The organism is Streptomyces sp. NPDC002776, assembly GCF_053592195.1.
In genome coordinates, this window is sequence record NZ_JBSFVG010000005.1 from 399,931 (window position 1) to 414,538 (window position 14,608).

General features: G+C 72.6%; 17 protein-coding genes. 3 read left to right on the top strand and 14 right to left on the bottom strand.

Annotation, left to right across the window (positions count from 1 at the left end; all coding sequences use genetic code 11):
• Positions 1-28 precede the first annotated feature (28 nt).
• On the top strand, positions 29-346 hold the full coding sequence (locus ACWD11_RS13895) for a hypothetical protein (RefSeq protein ID WP_389419487.1): 318 nt from the start codon (positions 29-31) through the stop codon (positions 344-346).
• A gap of 48 nt (positions 347-394) precedes the next feature.
• On the opposite strand, the gene der is transcribed toward ACWD11_RS13895, so the two are convergent.
• The 5 genes from der to aroH form a co-directional block, all read right to left on the bottom strand.
• Complete coding sequence (gene der, locus ACWD11_RS13900) at positions 395-1,870, bottom strand: ribosome biogenesis GTPase Der (RefSeq protein ID WP_389419488.1); 1,476 nt, start codon at positions 1,868-1,870, stop codon at positions 395-397.
• Between the two features lie 73 nt (positions 1,871-1,943).
• Entirely contained in the window at positions 1,944-2,531 is a 588-nt protein-coding gene (locus ACWD11_RS13905; protein WP_451283135.1) for a lysophospholipid acyltransferase family protein, read from the bottom strand.
• A 53-nt stretch (positions 2,532-2,584) separates the two neighbouring features.
• Positions 2,585-3,271: a (d)CMP kinase gene (gene cmk / locus ACWD11_RS13910; RefSeq protein WP_451283089.1), complete on the bottom strand. Its 687-nt coding sequence runs from the start codon at positions 3,269-3,271 to the stop codon at positions 2,585-2,587.
• A gap of 100 nt (positions 3,272-3,371) precedes the next feature.
• Entirely contained in the window at positions 3,372-4,457 is a 1,086-nt protein-coding gene (locus tag ACWD11_RS13915) for a prephenate dehydrogenase (protein ID WP_451283091.1), read from the bottom strand.
• Positions 4,454-4,816, bottom strand: a complete 363-nt coding sequence (gene aroH / locus ACWD11_RS13920) for a chorismate mutase (protein WP_451283093.1) — start codon at positions 4,814-4,816, stop codon at positions 4,454-4,456. Before aroH ends, ACWD11_RS13915 begins: the two co-directional genes overlap by 4 nt.
• Before the next feature lie 231 nt (positions 4,817-5,047).
• Between aroH and ACWD11_RS13925 the strand changes: the two genes are divergently transcribed.
• Together ACWD11_RS13925 and ACWD11_RS13930 are read left to right on the top strand one after the other, a co-directional pair.
• Positions 5,048-5,491, top strand: coding sequence for a Rieske (2Fe-2S) protein (locus tag ACWD11_RS13925; RefSeq protein WP_451283095.1), 444 nt, complete (start codon positions 5,048-5,050; stop codon positions 5,489-5,491).
• Between the two features lie 22 nt (positions 5,492-5,513).
• Positions 5,514-6,257, top strand: a complete 744-nt coding sequence (locus ACWD11_RS13930; protein ID WP_451283097.1) for a nucleotidyltransferase domain-containing protein — start codon at positions 5,514-5,516, stop codon at positions 6,255-6,257.
• Here the strand turns inward: ACWD11_RS13930 and ACWD11_RS13935 are convergent.
• From ACWD11_RS13935 to ACWD11_RS13975, 9 genes are all read right to left on the bottom strand, one after another.
• On the bottom strand, positions 6,183-6,935 hold the full coding sequence (locus ACWD11_RS13935; RefSeq protein ID WP_389419493.1) for a nucleotidyltransferase domain-containing protein: 753 nt from the start codon (positions 6,933-6,935) through the stop codon (positions 6,183-6,185). The two genes, ACWD11_RS13930 and ACWD11_RS13935, sit on opposite strands and share 75 nt — an antisense overlap.
• A gap of 3 nt (positions 6,936-6,938) precedes the next feature.
• The gene (locus tag ACWD11_RS13940; RefSeq protein ID WP_389419494.1) at positions 6,939-7,946 is read right to left on the bottom strand and encodes an ADP-ribosylglycohydrolase family protein; all 1,008 of its coding nucleotides are present in this window, start codon (positions 7,944-7,946) and stop codon (positions 6,939-6,941) included.
• Positions 7,943-8,659 carry an NUDIX hydrolase gene (locus ACWD11_RS13945; RefSeq protein ID WP_389419495.1) on the bottom strand — a complete coding sequence of 239 codons (717 nt, stop codon included), beginning with the start codon at positions 8,657-8,659 and terminating at the stop codon, positions 7,943-7,945. The genes ACWD11_RS13940 and ACWD11_RS13945 overlap by 4 nt, the downstream gene beginning before the upstream one ends.
• Positions 8,660-8,721: 62 nt before the next feature.
• The gene (locus ACWD11_RS13950) at positions 8,722-10,134 is read right to left on the bottom strand and encodes a DHA2 family efflux MFS transporter permease subunit (protein ID WP_451283100.1); all 1,413 of its coding nucleotides are present in this window, start codon (positions 10,132-10,134) and stop codon (positions 8,722-8,724) included.
• A 51-nt stretch (positions 10,135-10,185) separates the two neighbouring features.
• A complete protein-coding gene (locus ACWD11_RS13955) occupies positions 10,186-10,731 on the bottom strand; it encodes a TIGR03086 family metal-binding protein (protein WP_451283102.1) in 546 nt (181 codons plus the stop codon).
• Positions 10,728-11,687 (bottom strand): sigma-70 family RNA polymerase sigma factor, encoded by a 960-nt coding sequence (locus tag ACWD11_RS13960; protein WP_389419533.1) that lies wholly within the window; start codon positions 11,685-11,687, stop codon positions 10,728-10,730. The genes ACWD11_RS13955 and ACWD11_RS13960 overlap by 4 nt, the downstream gene beginning before the upstream one ends.
• 69 nt (positions 11,688-11,756) lie before the next feature.
• Positions 11,757-12,878 carry a pseudouridine synthase gene (locus tag ACWD11_RS13965; protein ID WP_389419498.1) on the bottom strand — a complete coding sequence of 374 codons (1,122 nt, stop codon included), beginning with the start codon at positions 12,876-12,878 and terminating at the stop codon, positions 11,757-11,759.
• Entirely contained in the window at positions 12,878-13,540 is a 663-nt protein-coding gene (gene scpB / locus ACWD11_RS13970; RefSeq protein WP_389419499.1) for an SMC-Scp complex subunit ScpB, read from the bottom strand. Before scpB ends, ACWD11_RS13965 begins: the two co-directional genes overlap by 1 nt.
• Positions 13,537-14,601, bottom strand: coding sequence for a segregation and condensation protein A (locus ACWD11_RS13975; protein WP_389419500.1), 1,065 nt, complete (start codon positions 14,599-14,601; stop codon positions 13,537-13,539). Before ACWD11_RS13975 ends, scpB begins: the two co-directional genes overlap by 4 nt.
• Positions 14,602-14,608: the final 7 nt, after the last annotated feature.

Here is a 14,608-nt window from a genome sequence, read left to right on the forward strand (position 1 = left end):
CTTGCTGTGCCCGGTCGTTTGGACATACGTGCACGCATACGATGTTTCGCCATCGGCCACGCCGATCTACGACGCGCTCTACGCCGAGTACGTCAAGTCCTTCCGGACGCTGCCGGGTGACCGCAGCGGCGAGGAGGAGCTGGGGTTCACCGCCTTCGGGAGCATCCCGCACAGTTCGGGCTCGTACGGCGGTCACCGGTCGGGGTCCTTCTCCAGTTCGTACAGCGCCTACAGCGCGGGCGCGCACAGTGCCCGGCAGTCGCAGTGGCAGCGGGTCGGACACATCGGGCCGCAGGGGACGGGAACGCATCCGGCGCTGGAGCCCGTTCCCCGCAGAGGCATCTGAACGACGAAGAGGGCGGTCCCTTCCGGGGCCGCCCTCTTCGTCGTACGCCTACTTCTTCTTGCCGCGCTTCTCGCGGACCCGGACCGAGATGTGGATCGGGGTGCCCTCGAAGCTGAACTCCTCGCGCAGCCGGCGCTCGATGAAGCGCCGGTAGCCCGCCTCGATGAAGCCGGAGGCGAAGAGCACGAACCGCGGCGGCTTGGTGCCGGCCTGGGTGCCGAAGAGGATGCGCGGCTGCTTGCCGCCCCGGATCGGGTGCGGGTGGGCGGCGACCAGCTCACCGAGGAAGGCGTTGAGGCGGCCGGTCGGGACCCGGGTCTCCCAGCCCGCCAGGGCCGTCTCGATCGCCGGGACCAGCTTCTCCATGTGCCGGCCGGTGCGCGCGGAGACGTTCACCCGCGGCGCCCACACCACCTGGCCGAGCTCGGTCTCGATCTCCCGCTCCAGGTAGTAGCGGCGCTCCTCGTCGAGGGTGTCCCACTTGTTGAAGGCCAGGACCACCGCGCGTCCGGCCTCGACGGCCATCGTCACGATGCGCTGGTCCTGCACCGAGATGTTCTCGGAGGCGTCGATCAGAATGACCGCCACCTCGGCCTTCTCGACCGCGGCGGCGGTGCGCAGCGAGGCGTAGTAGTCGGCACCCTGCTGGAGGTGGACGCGCTTGCGGATACCGGCCGTGTCGACGAACTTCCAGGTGACACCGCCGAGTTCGATCAGCTCGTCGACCGGGTCCCGGGTGGTGCCCGCGATCTCGTTGACGACGACGCGCTCCTCGCCCGCCACCTTGTTCAGCAGCGAGGACTTGCCGACGTTCGGGCGGCCGATCAGGGCGATGCGGCGGGGGCCGCCGACCGCGGTGCCGAAGGTCTGCTCCGGGGCGTCCGGCAGCACCTCCAGCACGGCGTCCAGCATGTCGCCGGTGCCGCGGCCGTGCAGCGCCGAGACCGGGTGCGGCTCGCCGAGCCCGAGGGCCCACAGGTACGAGGCGTCCGCCTCGCCGCTCGGGCCGTCCACCTTGTTGGCGCACAGCACCACGGGCTTGCCGGCCTTGCGCAGCAGACGTACGACCGCCTCGTCGGTGTCGGTGGCGCCGACCTTGGCGTCGACGACGAAGACGACGGCGTCGGCGGCCTCGATGGCGTACTCGGCCTGGGCGGCGACGGAGGCGTCGATGCCGAGGACGTCCTGCTCCCAGCCGCCGGTGTCGACGACCTTGAAGCGGCGGCCCGCCCATTCGGCCTCGTAGGTAACCCGGTCACGGGTGACGCCGGGCTTGTCCTCGACGACGGCCTCGCGGCGCCCGATGATGCGGTTGACGAGGGTCGACTTGCCGACATTCGGACGGCCGACGACGGCGAGCACGGGCAGCGGGCCGTGACCCGCCGCTTCGAGGGCGCCCTCGACGTCCTCCGGGTCGAAGCCCTCTTCCGCGGCGAGCTCCATGAACTCCGCGTACTCGGCGTCGCCAAGTGCTCCGTGGTCGTGCGCCTCGCCCGAGCCCTCGGAGGGGATCTGGTCGTTCATGAAGTCCGTACCTCGTTCAGTGTGGTGATCGGTGGAACCCCCCGTTTCGGGTGATCCACTACTCAAGTGTCGCCTAGCGACCGGTGAGCCGCCTGGCGTTTTCCAGGTGCTCGGTCAGCTGCTTCTGGATGCGCACGGTCGCCTCGTCCAGCGCCGTGCGGGTGCGCCGTCCGCTGCCGTCGCCCGCCTCGAAGGGGTCGCCGAAGACGACGTCGACGCGGGAGCGCAGCGCGGGCAGCGCCTTTATCAACCGTCCGGGCCGCTCGGTGCTTCCCAGTACGGCGACCGGGACGATCGGGGCGCCGCTGCGCACCGCGAAGTACGCGAGCCCGGCCCGCAGAGCGGCGAAGTCGCCCTCGCCGCGGGTGCCCTCGGGGAAGATCCCGAGCACGCCGCCGAACGCCAGCACGTCCAGCGCCTGGGTGATGGCCGTACGGTCGGCGGTCGAGCGGTCCACCTTCAGCTGGCCGACGGCCCGCATGAAGGGATCGAGCGGGCCGACGAACGCTTCCTTCTTGACCAGGAAGTGCGACGGCCGGGGCGCCACGCCGATGACCATCGGGCCGTCGATGACGTGCGAATGGTTGACGGCGAGGATCACCGGGCCGGTCGCGGGGACCTTCCAGGCACCCAGGACCCGCGGCTTCCACAGCCCGTACATCAGGCCGACGCCGATGCGCCGCCCTACCTCCGCACCCCGCTCCGACGGTGCCGTCACTTCCCGGCCCGCTTCTCCTCGACGAGGGTCACGACGCACTCGATGACCTGCGCGAGGGTGAGCTCGGTGGTGTCCACCTCGACCGCGTCGTCGGCCTTGGCCAGCGGCGAGGTCTTGCGGCTGGAGTCGGCCGCGTCCCGCTTGATCAGGGCCTCGCGGGTGGCGTGCACGTCGGCGCCCTTGAGCTCACCGCTGCGGCGGGCGGCGCGCGCCTCCGGGGAGGCGGTGAGGAAGATCTTCAGATCGGCGTCCGGCAGCACCGTGGTGCCGATGTCCCGGCCCTCGACGACGATGCCACCCTCCGCGGACGCCGCGATCGAGCGCTGCAGCTCGGTGATCCGCGCCCGCACCTCGGGCACCGCGCTGACCGCGCTGACCTGGGAGGTGACCTCCTGGGTGCGGATCGGGGCGGCGACGTCGATGCCGTCGACGGTGATCGTCGGCTTCTCCGGGTCGGTGCCGGAGACGAGGTCGGGCTTCCCGGCCACGGCGGCGATGGCGTGCGGATCGTCGATGTCGATGCCGTTGGTCACCATCCACCAGGTGATCGCCCGGTACTGGGCGCCGGTGTCGAGGTAGCTCAGGCCGAGCTGGGCGGCGACGGCCTTGGAGGTGGTCGACTTACCCGTGCCGGAGGGGCCGTCGATGGCGACAATCACGGGCTGGGCGGCGCCGTTTTCCACGGGAGGACACCTTCCTGGTGCGGTGCGGAGGGGTGTAGGGGCGCGAGGGTGCCCCGCACAAGGTTACTGGGTGCGGGTCACTCGTCCGGACGCGCGCGCCTCACTGGCGGATCGCCCAGCCCCGCTCCCGCAGCGCCGCCGTCAGCACCGGCACCGCGTTCGGCTCCACCATCAGCTGGACCAGACCGGCCTGCTGACCCGTCGCGTGCTCGATGCGGACGTCCTCGATGTTGACCCCGGCCCGGCCTGCGTCGGCGAAGATGCGGGCCAGCTGGCCCGGCTGGTCGTCGATCAGGACCGCCACGGTGTCGTACACCCGCGGCGCGGACCCGTGCTTGCCCGGCACCCGGACCTGCCCGGCGTTCCCGCGGCGCAGGACGTCCTCGATACCGGCCGTGCCCTCGCGGCGCTTGGCCTCGTCGGAGGACTGCAGCGCCCGCAGTGCCTGCACCGTCTCGTCGAGGTCCGCGGAGACGTCCGCGAGGAGGTCGGCGACCGGCCCCGGGTTCGCGGAGAGGATGTCGATCCACATCCGGGGGTCGGAGGCCGCGATCCGCGTCACGTCCCGGATGCCCTGGCCGCACAGCCGTACGGCCGCTTCCTCGGCGTTCTCCAGCCGCGCGGCGACCATGCTGGAGACCAGGTGCGGCATGTGGGAGACCAGCGCCACGGCCCGGTCGTGGGCGTCGGCGTCCATGACGACCGGCACCGCCCGGCAGTGCGAGACCAGCTCCAGGGCGAGGTTCAGGACCTCGGTGTCGGTGTCCCGGGTCGGGGTGAGCACCCAGGGGCGGCCCTCGAACAGGTCGCCGGAGGCGGCCAGCGGGCCGGACTTCTCACGGCCCGACATCGGGTGGGTACCGATGTACGCCGCGAGGTCGAGCCCCAGTGCCTGGAGCTCGCGGCGCGGACCGCCCTTGACGCTCGCCACGTCCAGGTAGCCCCGGGCCACCCCGCGCCGCATGGCGTCGGCCAGCACCCCGGCCACATGGGCGGGCGGCGCGGCGACGATCGCGAGGTCCACCGGGGCCTCGGGCGCCTCGGCCGTGCCGGCGCCGAGGGCGGCGGCCGTGCGGGCCTGCTCGGGGTCGTGGTCGGCGAGGTGGACGACGACGCCACGGCTCACCAGGGCGAGCGCGGCGGACGTGCCGATGAGGCCGGTGCCGATGACGAGTGCGGTTCTCACTGGGCGATGTCCTTGCGCAGGGCGGCCGCGGCGCCGAGGTAGACATGGGCGACCTCGGCCCGGGGCAGGTCGGCCTCGATGTGCGCGAGGACACGGACCACGCGGGGCATGGCGCCCTCGATGTCCAGCTCCTGCGCGCAGATCAGGGGCACGTCGACGATGCCGAGCTTGCGGGCGGCGGCCGCGGGGAAGTCGCTGTGCAGATCGGGGGTGGCCGTGAACCAGATGCTGATCAGGTCGTCCGTGGTCAGGCCGTTGCGTTCGAGGACGGCGGTGAGCAGGGCTCCGACCCGCTCGTCCATGTGGCCGGCCTCGTCCACGTCGAGTTGGACGGCACCCCGGACCGCTCGTACCGCCACGGCTTGGCTCCCTTGCTGCTGTACGGATCGCTCTGTGCGCGTCCAGCCTAGTCAGCGCCCGGCGGACCGGGGCGCGACGCCCGCCCGCTGAGATGCGGTGCGGGTCCGCCGGGCTTGCGCGATTTATGGCATTGCCTCCCGGGTTGCTTCTTCTTCGGTGCTTTCAGTGCCAAGATGCTGGTCCGACCGGCCCCGCGCCCCCTGGTTCCGCCCCACACTCGGAGTGACGACATGACCATCCGTCCGAACCGGCGCACCATCCTCCTCGCCACGGGCGCGGCGGCACTCGTCGCGGGCTGCGGCGACTCAGGCGACGACGACAGCGGCTCCGCCACCACCGACCGGACCACCGGGACCACCGAGACCTCGGGCGCGCCCGAGGCCGGGGGCGAGGAGCTGACCACGACGGACGCCATCCCGGTCGGCGGCGGCAAGGTCTTCAAGGACCAGGAGGTCGTGGTGGTCCAGCCGGAGGACGGCGAGTTCAAGGCCTTCTCCGCCATCTGCACCCACCAGCGGTGCACGGTCGCCGGCGTCTCGGACGGCACGATCAACTGCTCCTGCCACGGCAGCCGGTTCAGCATCACCGACGGCGCGGTGGCCAACCCGCCGGCGACGCGGCCGCTGCCGGAGAAGAAGATCACGGTGGAGGGAAATTCGATCCGCCTGGCGTGAGGCGCCGCGTACGCTCCGGGCCATGCACCCCGAGGCCCTGGTACGCGACCACACGATCTACGCCTGCGTGATGGGTTCGCGCGCCTTCGGTCTGGCGACGGACGGCAGCGACACCGACCGGCGGGGCGTCTTCCTCGCCCCCACTCCCCTGTTCTGGCGCTTCGACAAGCCGCCGACGCACGTCGAGGGTCCCGGCGAGGAGCGGTTCAGCTGGGAGCTGGAGCGCTTCTGCGAGCTGGCGCTGCGCGCGAACCCCAACATCCTGGAGTGTCTGCACTCCCCGCTCGTGGAGCACGCCGGCGACACCGGCCGCGAACTGCTCGGCCTGCGCGCGGCGTTCCTGTCCCGCCAGGCCCACACCACCTTCGCGCGGTACGCCGTCGGCCAGCGCAAGAAGCTGGAGGCGGACGTCCGCAACCACGGCGCCCCGCGCTGGAAGCACGCGATGCACCTGCTGCGGCTGCTGATGAGCGCCCGCGATCTGCTGCGCACCGGCGAACTGCGGATCGACGTCGGTGATCAGCGCGAACCGCTGCTCGCGGTCAAGCGCGGCGAGCTTTCCTGGCCGGAGGTGGAGGCGTGGATGACCCGGCTTGCGCAGGAGGCGGAGGCCGCTTCCCGGCGCAGTCCGCTGCCGGCCGAGCCGGACCGGCGGCGCGTGGAGGACTTCCTGGTGCGCGTCCGCCGTGCCTCAGCGCTCCAGCCGGATCCGTACGACGAGGTCGTGCAGGGCGTCGTGGACGGTCGCCGCCTCGGGCAGGGCTGAGGCGGCCTGCGCCTCGTCCAGCAGGAGGTGCAGCCGCTCCACGTCGGCCGCCACGCGCGCGTGGTCCACCTCGGCCGGCCCGTGTTCCCGCTCCGCCTTGGCCGCGATCAGCTCGGGCAGATACCCGGGCGCCTCGCTCACCTCGCCGAGCAGGGTCGGCAGATGGGCCTGCACCTCACCGGTACGCATCAGATGGATGCCGGTGAGCAGGACCCGGAAGGTGTAGAGCAGCGGCTTGAGCTCCCCGGTCTTGGAGTGGAGCCGCCACTGGGTGTTCGCGAAGCCCCGGTAGTGGTGGGCGTGGTGGCGGGTGACGGTTCCGGGGGCGAGCGCGACCAGCTCGCGGTGCGCGTCGGTGGTGTGCACGACGAGCGGGGAGAGCAGCTGTTCCAGGACATAGCCGTTGCGGCGGAGCATCAGCCGGACGAACTTGCGCAGGTCATGGGTGACCAGGTCCATCTCCACGCCGTCCCGGTCCCACATCCTGGACCGGGTCTCGTGCGGTTCACGCAGCCCGAGCAGCTCGGCGGCGGACAGCAGGTGCACCCCGCGCAGGTCCACGTCCGAGTCGCGGGACGGGAAGCCGTACAGATGGGCGCCGGAGACGGTCGCGAAGAGCACCGGGTCGGGCTGCTCCGCGACGACGGGCGCGAGGTCGATGTCCAGGGCGTCGATCATCCGCTAAGCGTCCCAGAGCGCGCCGAGGGCGAGCAGGTCGCCCCGGTACTCGATCCGGTCCGCCCACGCGCGGGGCCATGCGTCGGCCCCGAGGTAGGCCCCCGCGAAGGCGCCCGTCAGGCAGGCGATGGAGTCCGAGTCCCCGGAGGAACAGGCGGCGCGCCGGAGGGCGGTCACCGGTTCGTCGACGAAGAGCAGGAAGCACAGCAGCCCGGTCGCCAGCGCCTCCTCGGCGATCCATCCGGCGCCGGTGGCGAGGCACGGGTCGGTCTCGGCCGACCCCGCGCGCACGGCCCCCTGGAGCCGCTCCAGCACGCCCAGGCACTCGTCCCACCCGCGCGCGATGAAGTGCTCGGGCGTCGGGTCCTGGCTGCGGGTCCACAGGTCACCGAGCCAGGTGTGGTGGTAGCGGGAGCGGTTCTCGTAGGCGTACGACCGCAGCAGGCCGACCAGTCCGGTCGGCTCGGCGCCCTGGGCGAGCAGCCGTACGGCGTGCGCGGTGAGGTCGGAGGCGGCGAGCGCCGTGGGGTGGCCGTGGGTGAGCGCGGACTGCAACTGGGCCGCGCCCGCGCGCTGTTCGTCGCTCAGCCCGGGGGCGAGGCCGATCGGCGCGACGCGCATGTTGGCGCCGCAGCCCTTGGAGTGGATCTGGCTGGCGTCCTGCCAGAGGCGTCCCTCGGCCTTCAGGAGATCGCAGGCGACGAGGCAGGTCCGGCCCGGCGCGCGGTTGTTCTCGGGCGACTGGTACCAGTCGACGAACTCCTCCCGCACCGGCCGCTCCAGCCGCTTGGGCGCGAGCACACCCCGGTCCATGGCCACCCGCAGCCCCTTGCCCAGCGCCAGCGTCATCTGGGTGTCGTCGGTGACGATCGCCGGGGTTGGCAGCTCCATCTCCCGCCACGGCCCGCACTTGGCCAGGATCGACGGCACGTCGTTGAACTCGGTCGGGAAGCCCATCGCGTCCCCGAGGGCGAGGCCCAGCAGGGATCCAGTGGCGGCACGCTTCGTCATGCGGAAGGTCCTTCCGGGGTCGGCCGCAGCAGCGGTGGGTGGAGTGCGGTGGCAGCACCCGCGCGGTACAACGCGGCCGGCTTGCCGCGGCCGCCGGTGAGGCGGGAGGCGCCGGGAACCGGCTCGACGAAGCCGGGTGTGGCCAGCACCTTGCGCCGGAAGTTCGGCCGGTCCAGGCCCGTGCCCCACACGGCCTCGTAGACCTGCTGGAGCTCGCCGAGGGTGAATTCGGGCGGGCAGAAGGCGGTGGCCAGGCAGGTGTACTCCAGCTTGGCGCCGACGCGGTCATGGGCGTCGGCCAGGATCCGGTCGTGGTCGAAGGCGAGCGCCCCGGCCTCGTCGTACGGCATCCAGCGGGCCTGCGCCGCGTCGCTGCCGCCCTGCACCTCGGGCGCGTGGGGCAGCAGGGCGGCGAAGGCGACCGAGACGACCCGCATCCGGGGGTCGCGGTCCGGCTCGCTGTAGGTCCGCAGCTGTTCCAGGTGCAGTCCGGAGACGTCGGACAGGCCGGTCTCCTCGGCGAGTTCCCGCCGGGCCGCCGTCTCCGCGGACTCGTCCGGCTGCACGAAGCCGCCGGGCAGCGCCCATCGTCCGGCGTACGGCTCCTGGCCGCGCTCGACGAGCAGCACATGCAGGGCACCGGCCCGGAGCGTGAGGACGGCCAGGTCGACGGTGACGGCGAACGGTTCATAGGCGTGCTTGTCGTACTCCACGACCGCCTCCTTAATGGTCAGTACGACTATAAAGAGGCGGGCGTGAGGTGACAACCCCCCGGCTAGGACCGGCGTGCGGGCGCGAACACCGATACCGCCGCCCCCGCCGCGGCGACGCCCGCCGACACCCACAGCGCGGGCGCGGCCCCGTCCAGGAAGTCGGCCGGGGAGGCATAGCCGCCGTAGACCGTGAAGACCGCCGCGGCGGCCGCCACGCCGAAGACACCGCCGAGTTGACGCAGCGCGTTGTGGACGCCGGCCGCGATGCCCGCCTCGGTCAGCGGCACCGAGGAGGTCACGGCGTTGGCGACGCTCGGGAACACCAGGGAGATGCCGACGCCCGCGATGATCAGCGGGACGACGAGGCTGCCGTAGCCCACGCCCGGCTCCACCTGCCAGGCCAGCAGGCCGAGGCCGAGGCCCTGGAGGGCGAGGCCGCCGAGCATGAACGGCCGGGTGCCGTACCGGTCAGCGAGCGCGCCCGCGACCGGCGCGACCAGCAGCGGCATGGCGTTCCAGACGAGGATCCGCACCCCCGCCTCCAGCGGCGAGTAGCCGAGCCCGAACTGGAACAGCTGGGTGATCGTGAACAGCGAGCCCAGCAGCGAGGCGAAGAGCAGGAACCCCGCCGCGTTGGCGGTGGAGAAGCCGCGCCTGCGGAAGTGGCCGAGCGGGAGCATCGGATGCCGGGCGCCCCGCCTCTCCCAGTCCAGGAAGGCGGCCGTGAACACGATTCCGACGGCCAGCGCGGTCAGCACCTCGGCGCTCCCCCAGCCCGCCTCCGGCGCCCGCACCGGCGCCCAGGCCAGTCCGGTCAGCCCGACGGCCACCAGGACCAGGCCGATGATGTCCAGTTGGGGCCGCGTCCCGTAGCTCTCCTGGAGCTTGCGGGCGGCCAGGGGCAGCATCGCGAGCCCGACCGGCACGTTCAGCCAGAAGATCCACTGCCAGGACAGGCCCTCGGTCACGGCCCCGCCCAGCACCGGCCCGGCCGCCACTCCGAGGCCGGTCACCCCACCCCACACCCCGATCGCCACGCCCCGCTTCTCCGCCGGGAACGCCTCGCTGATGAGGGTCAGCGTGAGCGGCAGCAGTACGGCGGCCCCGGCGCCCTGCAGCAGACGCGCCCCGATGAGCTGGTCCGAGCTGCCCGCGAGGGCCGCGGCGGCGGAGGCTAGGGTGAACACGGCGAGGCCGACGACGTACATGCGCCGCCGTCCGAACCGGTCGCCGAGCGCGGCGCCGGTCAGGGTGAGACAGGCGAAGGCCAGGTTGTAGGCGCTGATCGTCCATTCCAGCTCGGACAGGCTCGCCCCGAAGTCGGCGCGCAGGGCGGGCAGCGCGGTGGCGACGACCACCACGTCGAGCGAGCACAGCAGCGCGCCGACCCCGGCGAGGATCACCGTCCAGCCGCGTGGTGGTGACGCCCGGTCGGGGCGCGAGGTACTGAGGGGAGCCTTGGCCGTCTCGGTCATGTCTGTGCCTTCCGTGAGGTCTTGAGGTCACTCACGGAAGGCAGACCCGCCTCACCCCGGAAAGGAATCGCGCCGCCCCAGGAAGGCCAGCAGCCGGATATCCGGCCGCGCGTCCTTCGGCACGACGAGCGGCGCGGCGAACCGCACCCCCCGGTCCTCCCCCGCCACCACGCACCGCGCCACGGGCAGCAGATCGGCCGCGAGGGCGACCGGCAGGGGCCGGGGCCGCCCACCGGCCTGCGCCACGTCCCAGCCGTGCACGGCGATCTCCACGGCGCCCACCGCGGCCAGCACCCCCGCCTCCAGCGGCCGTTCGCCGATCCGTACCCGGTCCGGCGGCCCCGCGGCCCAGGCACCAAGCACCGCGCACGCGCGCGTGCGGAAGCGGCACGCCCGGTCGTCCCGCGGGACCGGTCCGATCCGTCCGCCGGTCAGCCCCTCGTACAGCGCGTCCATGGAGTCGTCCAGATGCCCGAGCAGTTCCGCCAGGTCCCACCGCGCGCACGGCGTGCCCCGCGCGAGGCTCCCGGCCCGGACCTCGGCCACGCTCCCGAGGGCGTAGGCGAGCGAACGCTCCAGCAGCTCCCCGGGGTTCATCGCAGTTCCCCGGGCAGCCCGAACCGGCCGAAGACGTCGCCGTCCAGGAAGGCGGTGACCCGGCCGACCGCGCCCTCCTCGACGGTGAGCACCTGCAAGGAGTGCGGGCGCAGGACGCCGTCCGCCCCGCGCACGTACATGGCCGCCGCCGGCTGCCCGTTCGCGCGTGTGGGCAGCATTCGCAGGGTGCCCTTGTCGTGCAGCCGGGCCACCAGGAAGCGGTGCACCTCCTTGGCGCCGCGGAACCACTCCCGGAAGGGCGGCATCTCCAGCTCCACGCCGTCCCGCAACAGGGCGAGCAGGGCGTCCATGTCGGCGTTCTCGAAGGCGGCCACGTACCGGTCGAGCACCTCGCGGTCGGCGGCGCCGGACGGCTCCGTCACAAGGTCCTCCTCGGGCGCCACCTCCTCCAGCCGGGCACGCGCGCGCTGCAGGGTGCTCTTGACGGCCCCCGTCGACGTCCCGAGCAGGGAGGCGACCTCCGGCGCCCGCCAGGCCAGCACGTCCCGCAGGATGAGCACCGCGCGCTGACGCGCGGGCAGATGCTGGAGCGCGGCGACCAGGGCGAGCCGCAGACTGCCCCGGGCGGCCACCACCGAGGCGGGGTCGACGAGCGCGTCGGGCAGCGGCTGGAGCCAGGGAACGTCCGTCACAGGGCCGCTCAGCGGCTCCTCGGGCGCCTGGGAGGGCTCACCGAGCCCGGTGGGCAGCGGACGCCGCGCACGGCCCTCCAGCGCCGTCAGACACGTGTTGGTGGCGATCCGGTGCAGCCAGGTCCGCAGGGACGCACGGCCCGCGTAGCCGTCGTAGGACCGCCAGGCCCGCAGATAGGTCTCCTGCACCAGGTCCTCGGCCTCGTCGACCGAGCCCAGCATCCGGTAGCAGTGCGCGAGCAGCTCCCGCCGGTAGGGGTCCGTCAGCCGTACGAATTCCTCGCGGTCCGTCGTCGCCACGATGGCCCTCCCTCTCGCCGGTCATGAACCCGGTCAGGGGTACAGACCGGCGAGAGGGCGAAAAGGCATCGCCTAGAGGTCGACTTCCTTCAGCAGCATGCCGACCTCGGTGTTCGACAGGCGGCGCAGCCAGCCCGACTTCTGGTCGCCCAGCGTGATCGGCCCGAAGGAGGTGCGCACCAGCTTCTCGACGGGGAAGCCGGCCTCGGCCAGCATCCGGCGCACGATGTGCTTGCGGCCCTCGTGCAGGGTGACCTCGACGAGGTAGTTCTTGCCGGTCTGCTCCACGACGCGGAAGTGGTCCGCCTTGGCGTACCCGTCCTCCAGCTGGATGCCGTCCTTGAGCCGCTTGCCCAGGTCGCGCGGGATGGGGCCGACGATGGCGGCGAGGTAGGTCTTCTTCACGCCGTACTTGGGGTGGGTCAGCCGGTGCGCCAGCTCGCCGTGGTTGGTGAGCAGGATGACGCCCTCGGTCTCGGTGTCGAGCCGCCCGACGTGGAAGAGCCGCGTCTCCCGGTTGGTGACGTAGTCGCCGAGGCACTGGCGCCCGTCGGGGTCCTCCATGGTGGAGACGACACCGGCGGGCTTGTTCAGCGAGAAGAACTGGTACGACTGCGTCGCCACGGTCAGGCCGTCGACCTTGACCTCGTCCTTCTCCGGGTCGACCCGCTTGCCCTGCTCCAGCACGATCTCGCCGTTGACCTCGACCCGTGCCTGCTCGATCAGCTCCTCGCAGGCCCGGCGGGAGCCGTAGCCCGCGCGCGCGAGGACCTTCTGCAGCCGCTCGCCCTCCTGCTCGGCGCCGGGGAAGGTCTTGGGGAGCTTGATCTCCGGCTTGCCGGCGTACCGGTCGCGGTTGCGCTCCTCCGCGCGCGTCTCGTACTCGCGGGAGCGCGCCGGAGCCGTCCGGCCGCCGGAGCGCTGGCCCTGCTTGGGGCCGCCCTTGGCGCCACCGCGGGCCGAGGGGCCGCGGCCCGACTTCGGGCCGTCGTGCGTGGCGCTGGGGCCGACGTCGTAGCGCCGCTCCTCCGGGCGCGGCTTGTTCGGACGGCCGCTGCCCTGCTTGTCGTCGCGGTTGTTGCCGGCACCGCGGAAGTTACCGCGGCCACCGCCACTCCCGCCGCGGCCGCCGCTGTTGCCACCACGGCTCCCGCCGTTGTTTCCGCTGCTGTTCCTGCCGCTGCTGCTTCGCATCAAAATTCCGTCTGGTCGTCTGCGTCGTCGGAACCCGGCACATCGGGTGCGTCCGGATCGAACGACGGAACCCCTTCCAGGGTCTCGGCCTCGATCGCCTCCGCCTCGGGGAGGAAGGGCGCGAGCTCCGGAAGCTCGTCCAGGCCGCGCAGGCCCATCCGCTCCAGGAAGTAGTTCGTCGTCCTGTACAGGATCGCACCTGTTTCGGGTTCCGTGCCCGCCTCCTCGACGAGACCCCGCTGCAGGAGGGTGCGCATGACGCCGTCGCAGTTGACTCCGCGCACCGCCGAGACCCGGCTGCGGCTGACCGGCTGCCGGTACGCCACCACCGCCAGTGTCTCCAGCGCGGCCTGGGTGAGCCGGGCCTGCTGGCCGTCCAGGACGAAGCCCTCGACGGCCGCCGCGTACTCGGGACGCGAGTAGAAGCGCCAGCCGCCGGCGATCAGCCGGAGCTCGAACCCGCGGCCCTGGACGGTGTACTCGTCGGCCAGCTCGCGCAACGCGTCCGCGATCTGCCGCCGGGGCCGCTGGAGGATCTTGGCGAGGTGCTCCTCGGTCGCGGGCTCGTCGACGACCATGAGGACGGCCTCCAGGGCCGGCTTGAGCTCGAGGTCGGCCGTGGCCCGCTGCCCGGCGGGCGGCTCGCTGATCTCCTCGCTCACGTCTTCTCCTCCTTGGGCGGCTCGGGCGGCCGGTCGAACTCGTCGGTCACCATCGGGCGGCCGTCGCCCTCCGCGCCGGTCCACCGCACGATCAGGTCGCCGAGGGCGGTCTCCTGGTCGAGGGCGACGGCCTTCTCCCGGTACAGCTCCAGCAGCGCCAGGAACCGCGCCACGACGGTCAGGGTGTCGTCGGTGTCCGCGACGAGCGCGCGGAAGCTGGCCTCGCCGAGCTCCTTCAGCCGCGCGACGACGATCCCGGCCTGCTCCTGGACGCTGACCAGCGGGGCGTGGATGTGGTCGACGTACACCTGCGGCTTGGGCTTGGGCTGCATCGCCTTCACGGCGAGCTTCGCGAACCCTTCCGGGCCGATGCTGATGACCACCTCGGGCAGCAGCTCGGCGTGGTGCGGTTCGAGGCCGACGGTACGGGGGTAGCGCCGGGCCTCCTCGTCGAGCCGGCGGTTGAAGATGTCGGCGATCTGCTTGTACGCGCGGTACTGCAGCAGCCGCGCGAAGAGCAGGTCCCGCGCTTCGAGGAGGGCGAGATCGGCCTCGTCCTCGACCTCGGCGGCGGGCAGCAGCCGGGCCGCCTTGAGGTCCAGCAGGGTGGCGGCGACCACGAGGAACTCGGTCGTCTCGTCCAGGTCCCAGTCCGGCCCGAGGGCCCGGATGTACGCCATGAACTCGTCGGTCACCTTGGACAGGGCGACCTCGGTGACGTCCAGCTTGTGCTTGGAGATCAGCTGGAGGAGCAGGTCGAAGGGGCCCTCGAAGTTGGCGAGCCGGACCTTGAAGACACCGTCATCGGCCGCCGCCGGCTCGGACTCGGGCCCGGCGACCGCGGACTCAGCGGCAACGGCCTCGGGCACCGGCTCAGGCTCGACCAGCGGCACCTCGGGCTCCGGCTCGGCGGCATCCGCCTCGGCCTCTCGCTCACCTTCGCCCGGCAGCGCCTCCGGCTCCGGCTCGGCCGGCCGGACGGCTCCCGGCCCCCGGCCGAGCGCACGCCGCCGGCCGCCGGAGGCACCGGTGCCGGGGACGGGGACGTCGTTCGAGGTCATAGCCCTC

Coding starts and splice junctions, on each gene's coding strand:
- der (WP_389419488.1), bottom strand. CDS start 1,870: ATGAACGACCAGATCCCCTCCGAGGGCTCGGGCGAGGCGCACGACCAC.
- ACWD11_RS13905 (WP_451283135.1), bottom strand. CDS start 2,531: ATGTACGGGCTGTGGAAGCCGCGGGTCCTGGGTGCCTGGAAGGTCCCC.
- ACWD11_RS13925 (WP_451283095.1), top strand. CDS start 5,048: ATGACCATCCGTCCGAACCGGCGCACCATCCTCCTCGCCACGGGCGCG.
- ACWD11_RS13930 (WP_451283097.1), top strand. CDS start 5,514: ATGCACCCCGAGGCCCTGGTACGCGACCACACGATCTACGCCTGCGTG.
- ACWD11_RS13935 (WP_389419493.1), bottom strand. CDS start 6,935: ATGATCGACGCCCTGGACATCGACCTCGCGCCCGTCGTCGCGGAGCAG.
- ACWD11_RS13940 (WP_389419494.1), bottom strand. CDS start 7,946: ATGACGAAGCGTGCCGCCACTGGATCCCTGCTGGGCCTCGCCCTCGGG.
- ACWD11_RS13950 (WP_451283100.1), bottom strand. CDS start 10,134: ATGACCGAGACGGCCAAGGCTCCCCTCAGTACCTCGCGCCCCGACCGG.
- ACWD11_RS13955 (WP_451283102.1), bottom strand. CDS start 10,731: ATGAACCCCGGGGAGCTGCTGGAGCGTTCGCTCGCCTACGCCCTCGGG.
- ACWD11_RS13965 (WP_389419498.1), bottom strand. CDS start 12,878: ATGCGAAGCAGCAGCGGCAGGAACAGCAGCGGAAACAACGGCGGGAGC.
- ACWD11_RS13975 (WP_389419500.1), bottom strand. CDS start 14,601: ATGACCTCGAACGACGTCCCCGTCCCCGGCACCGGTGCCTCCGGCGGC.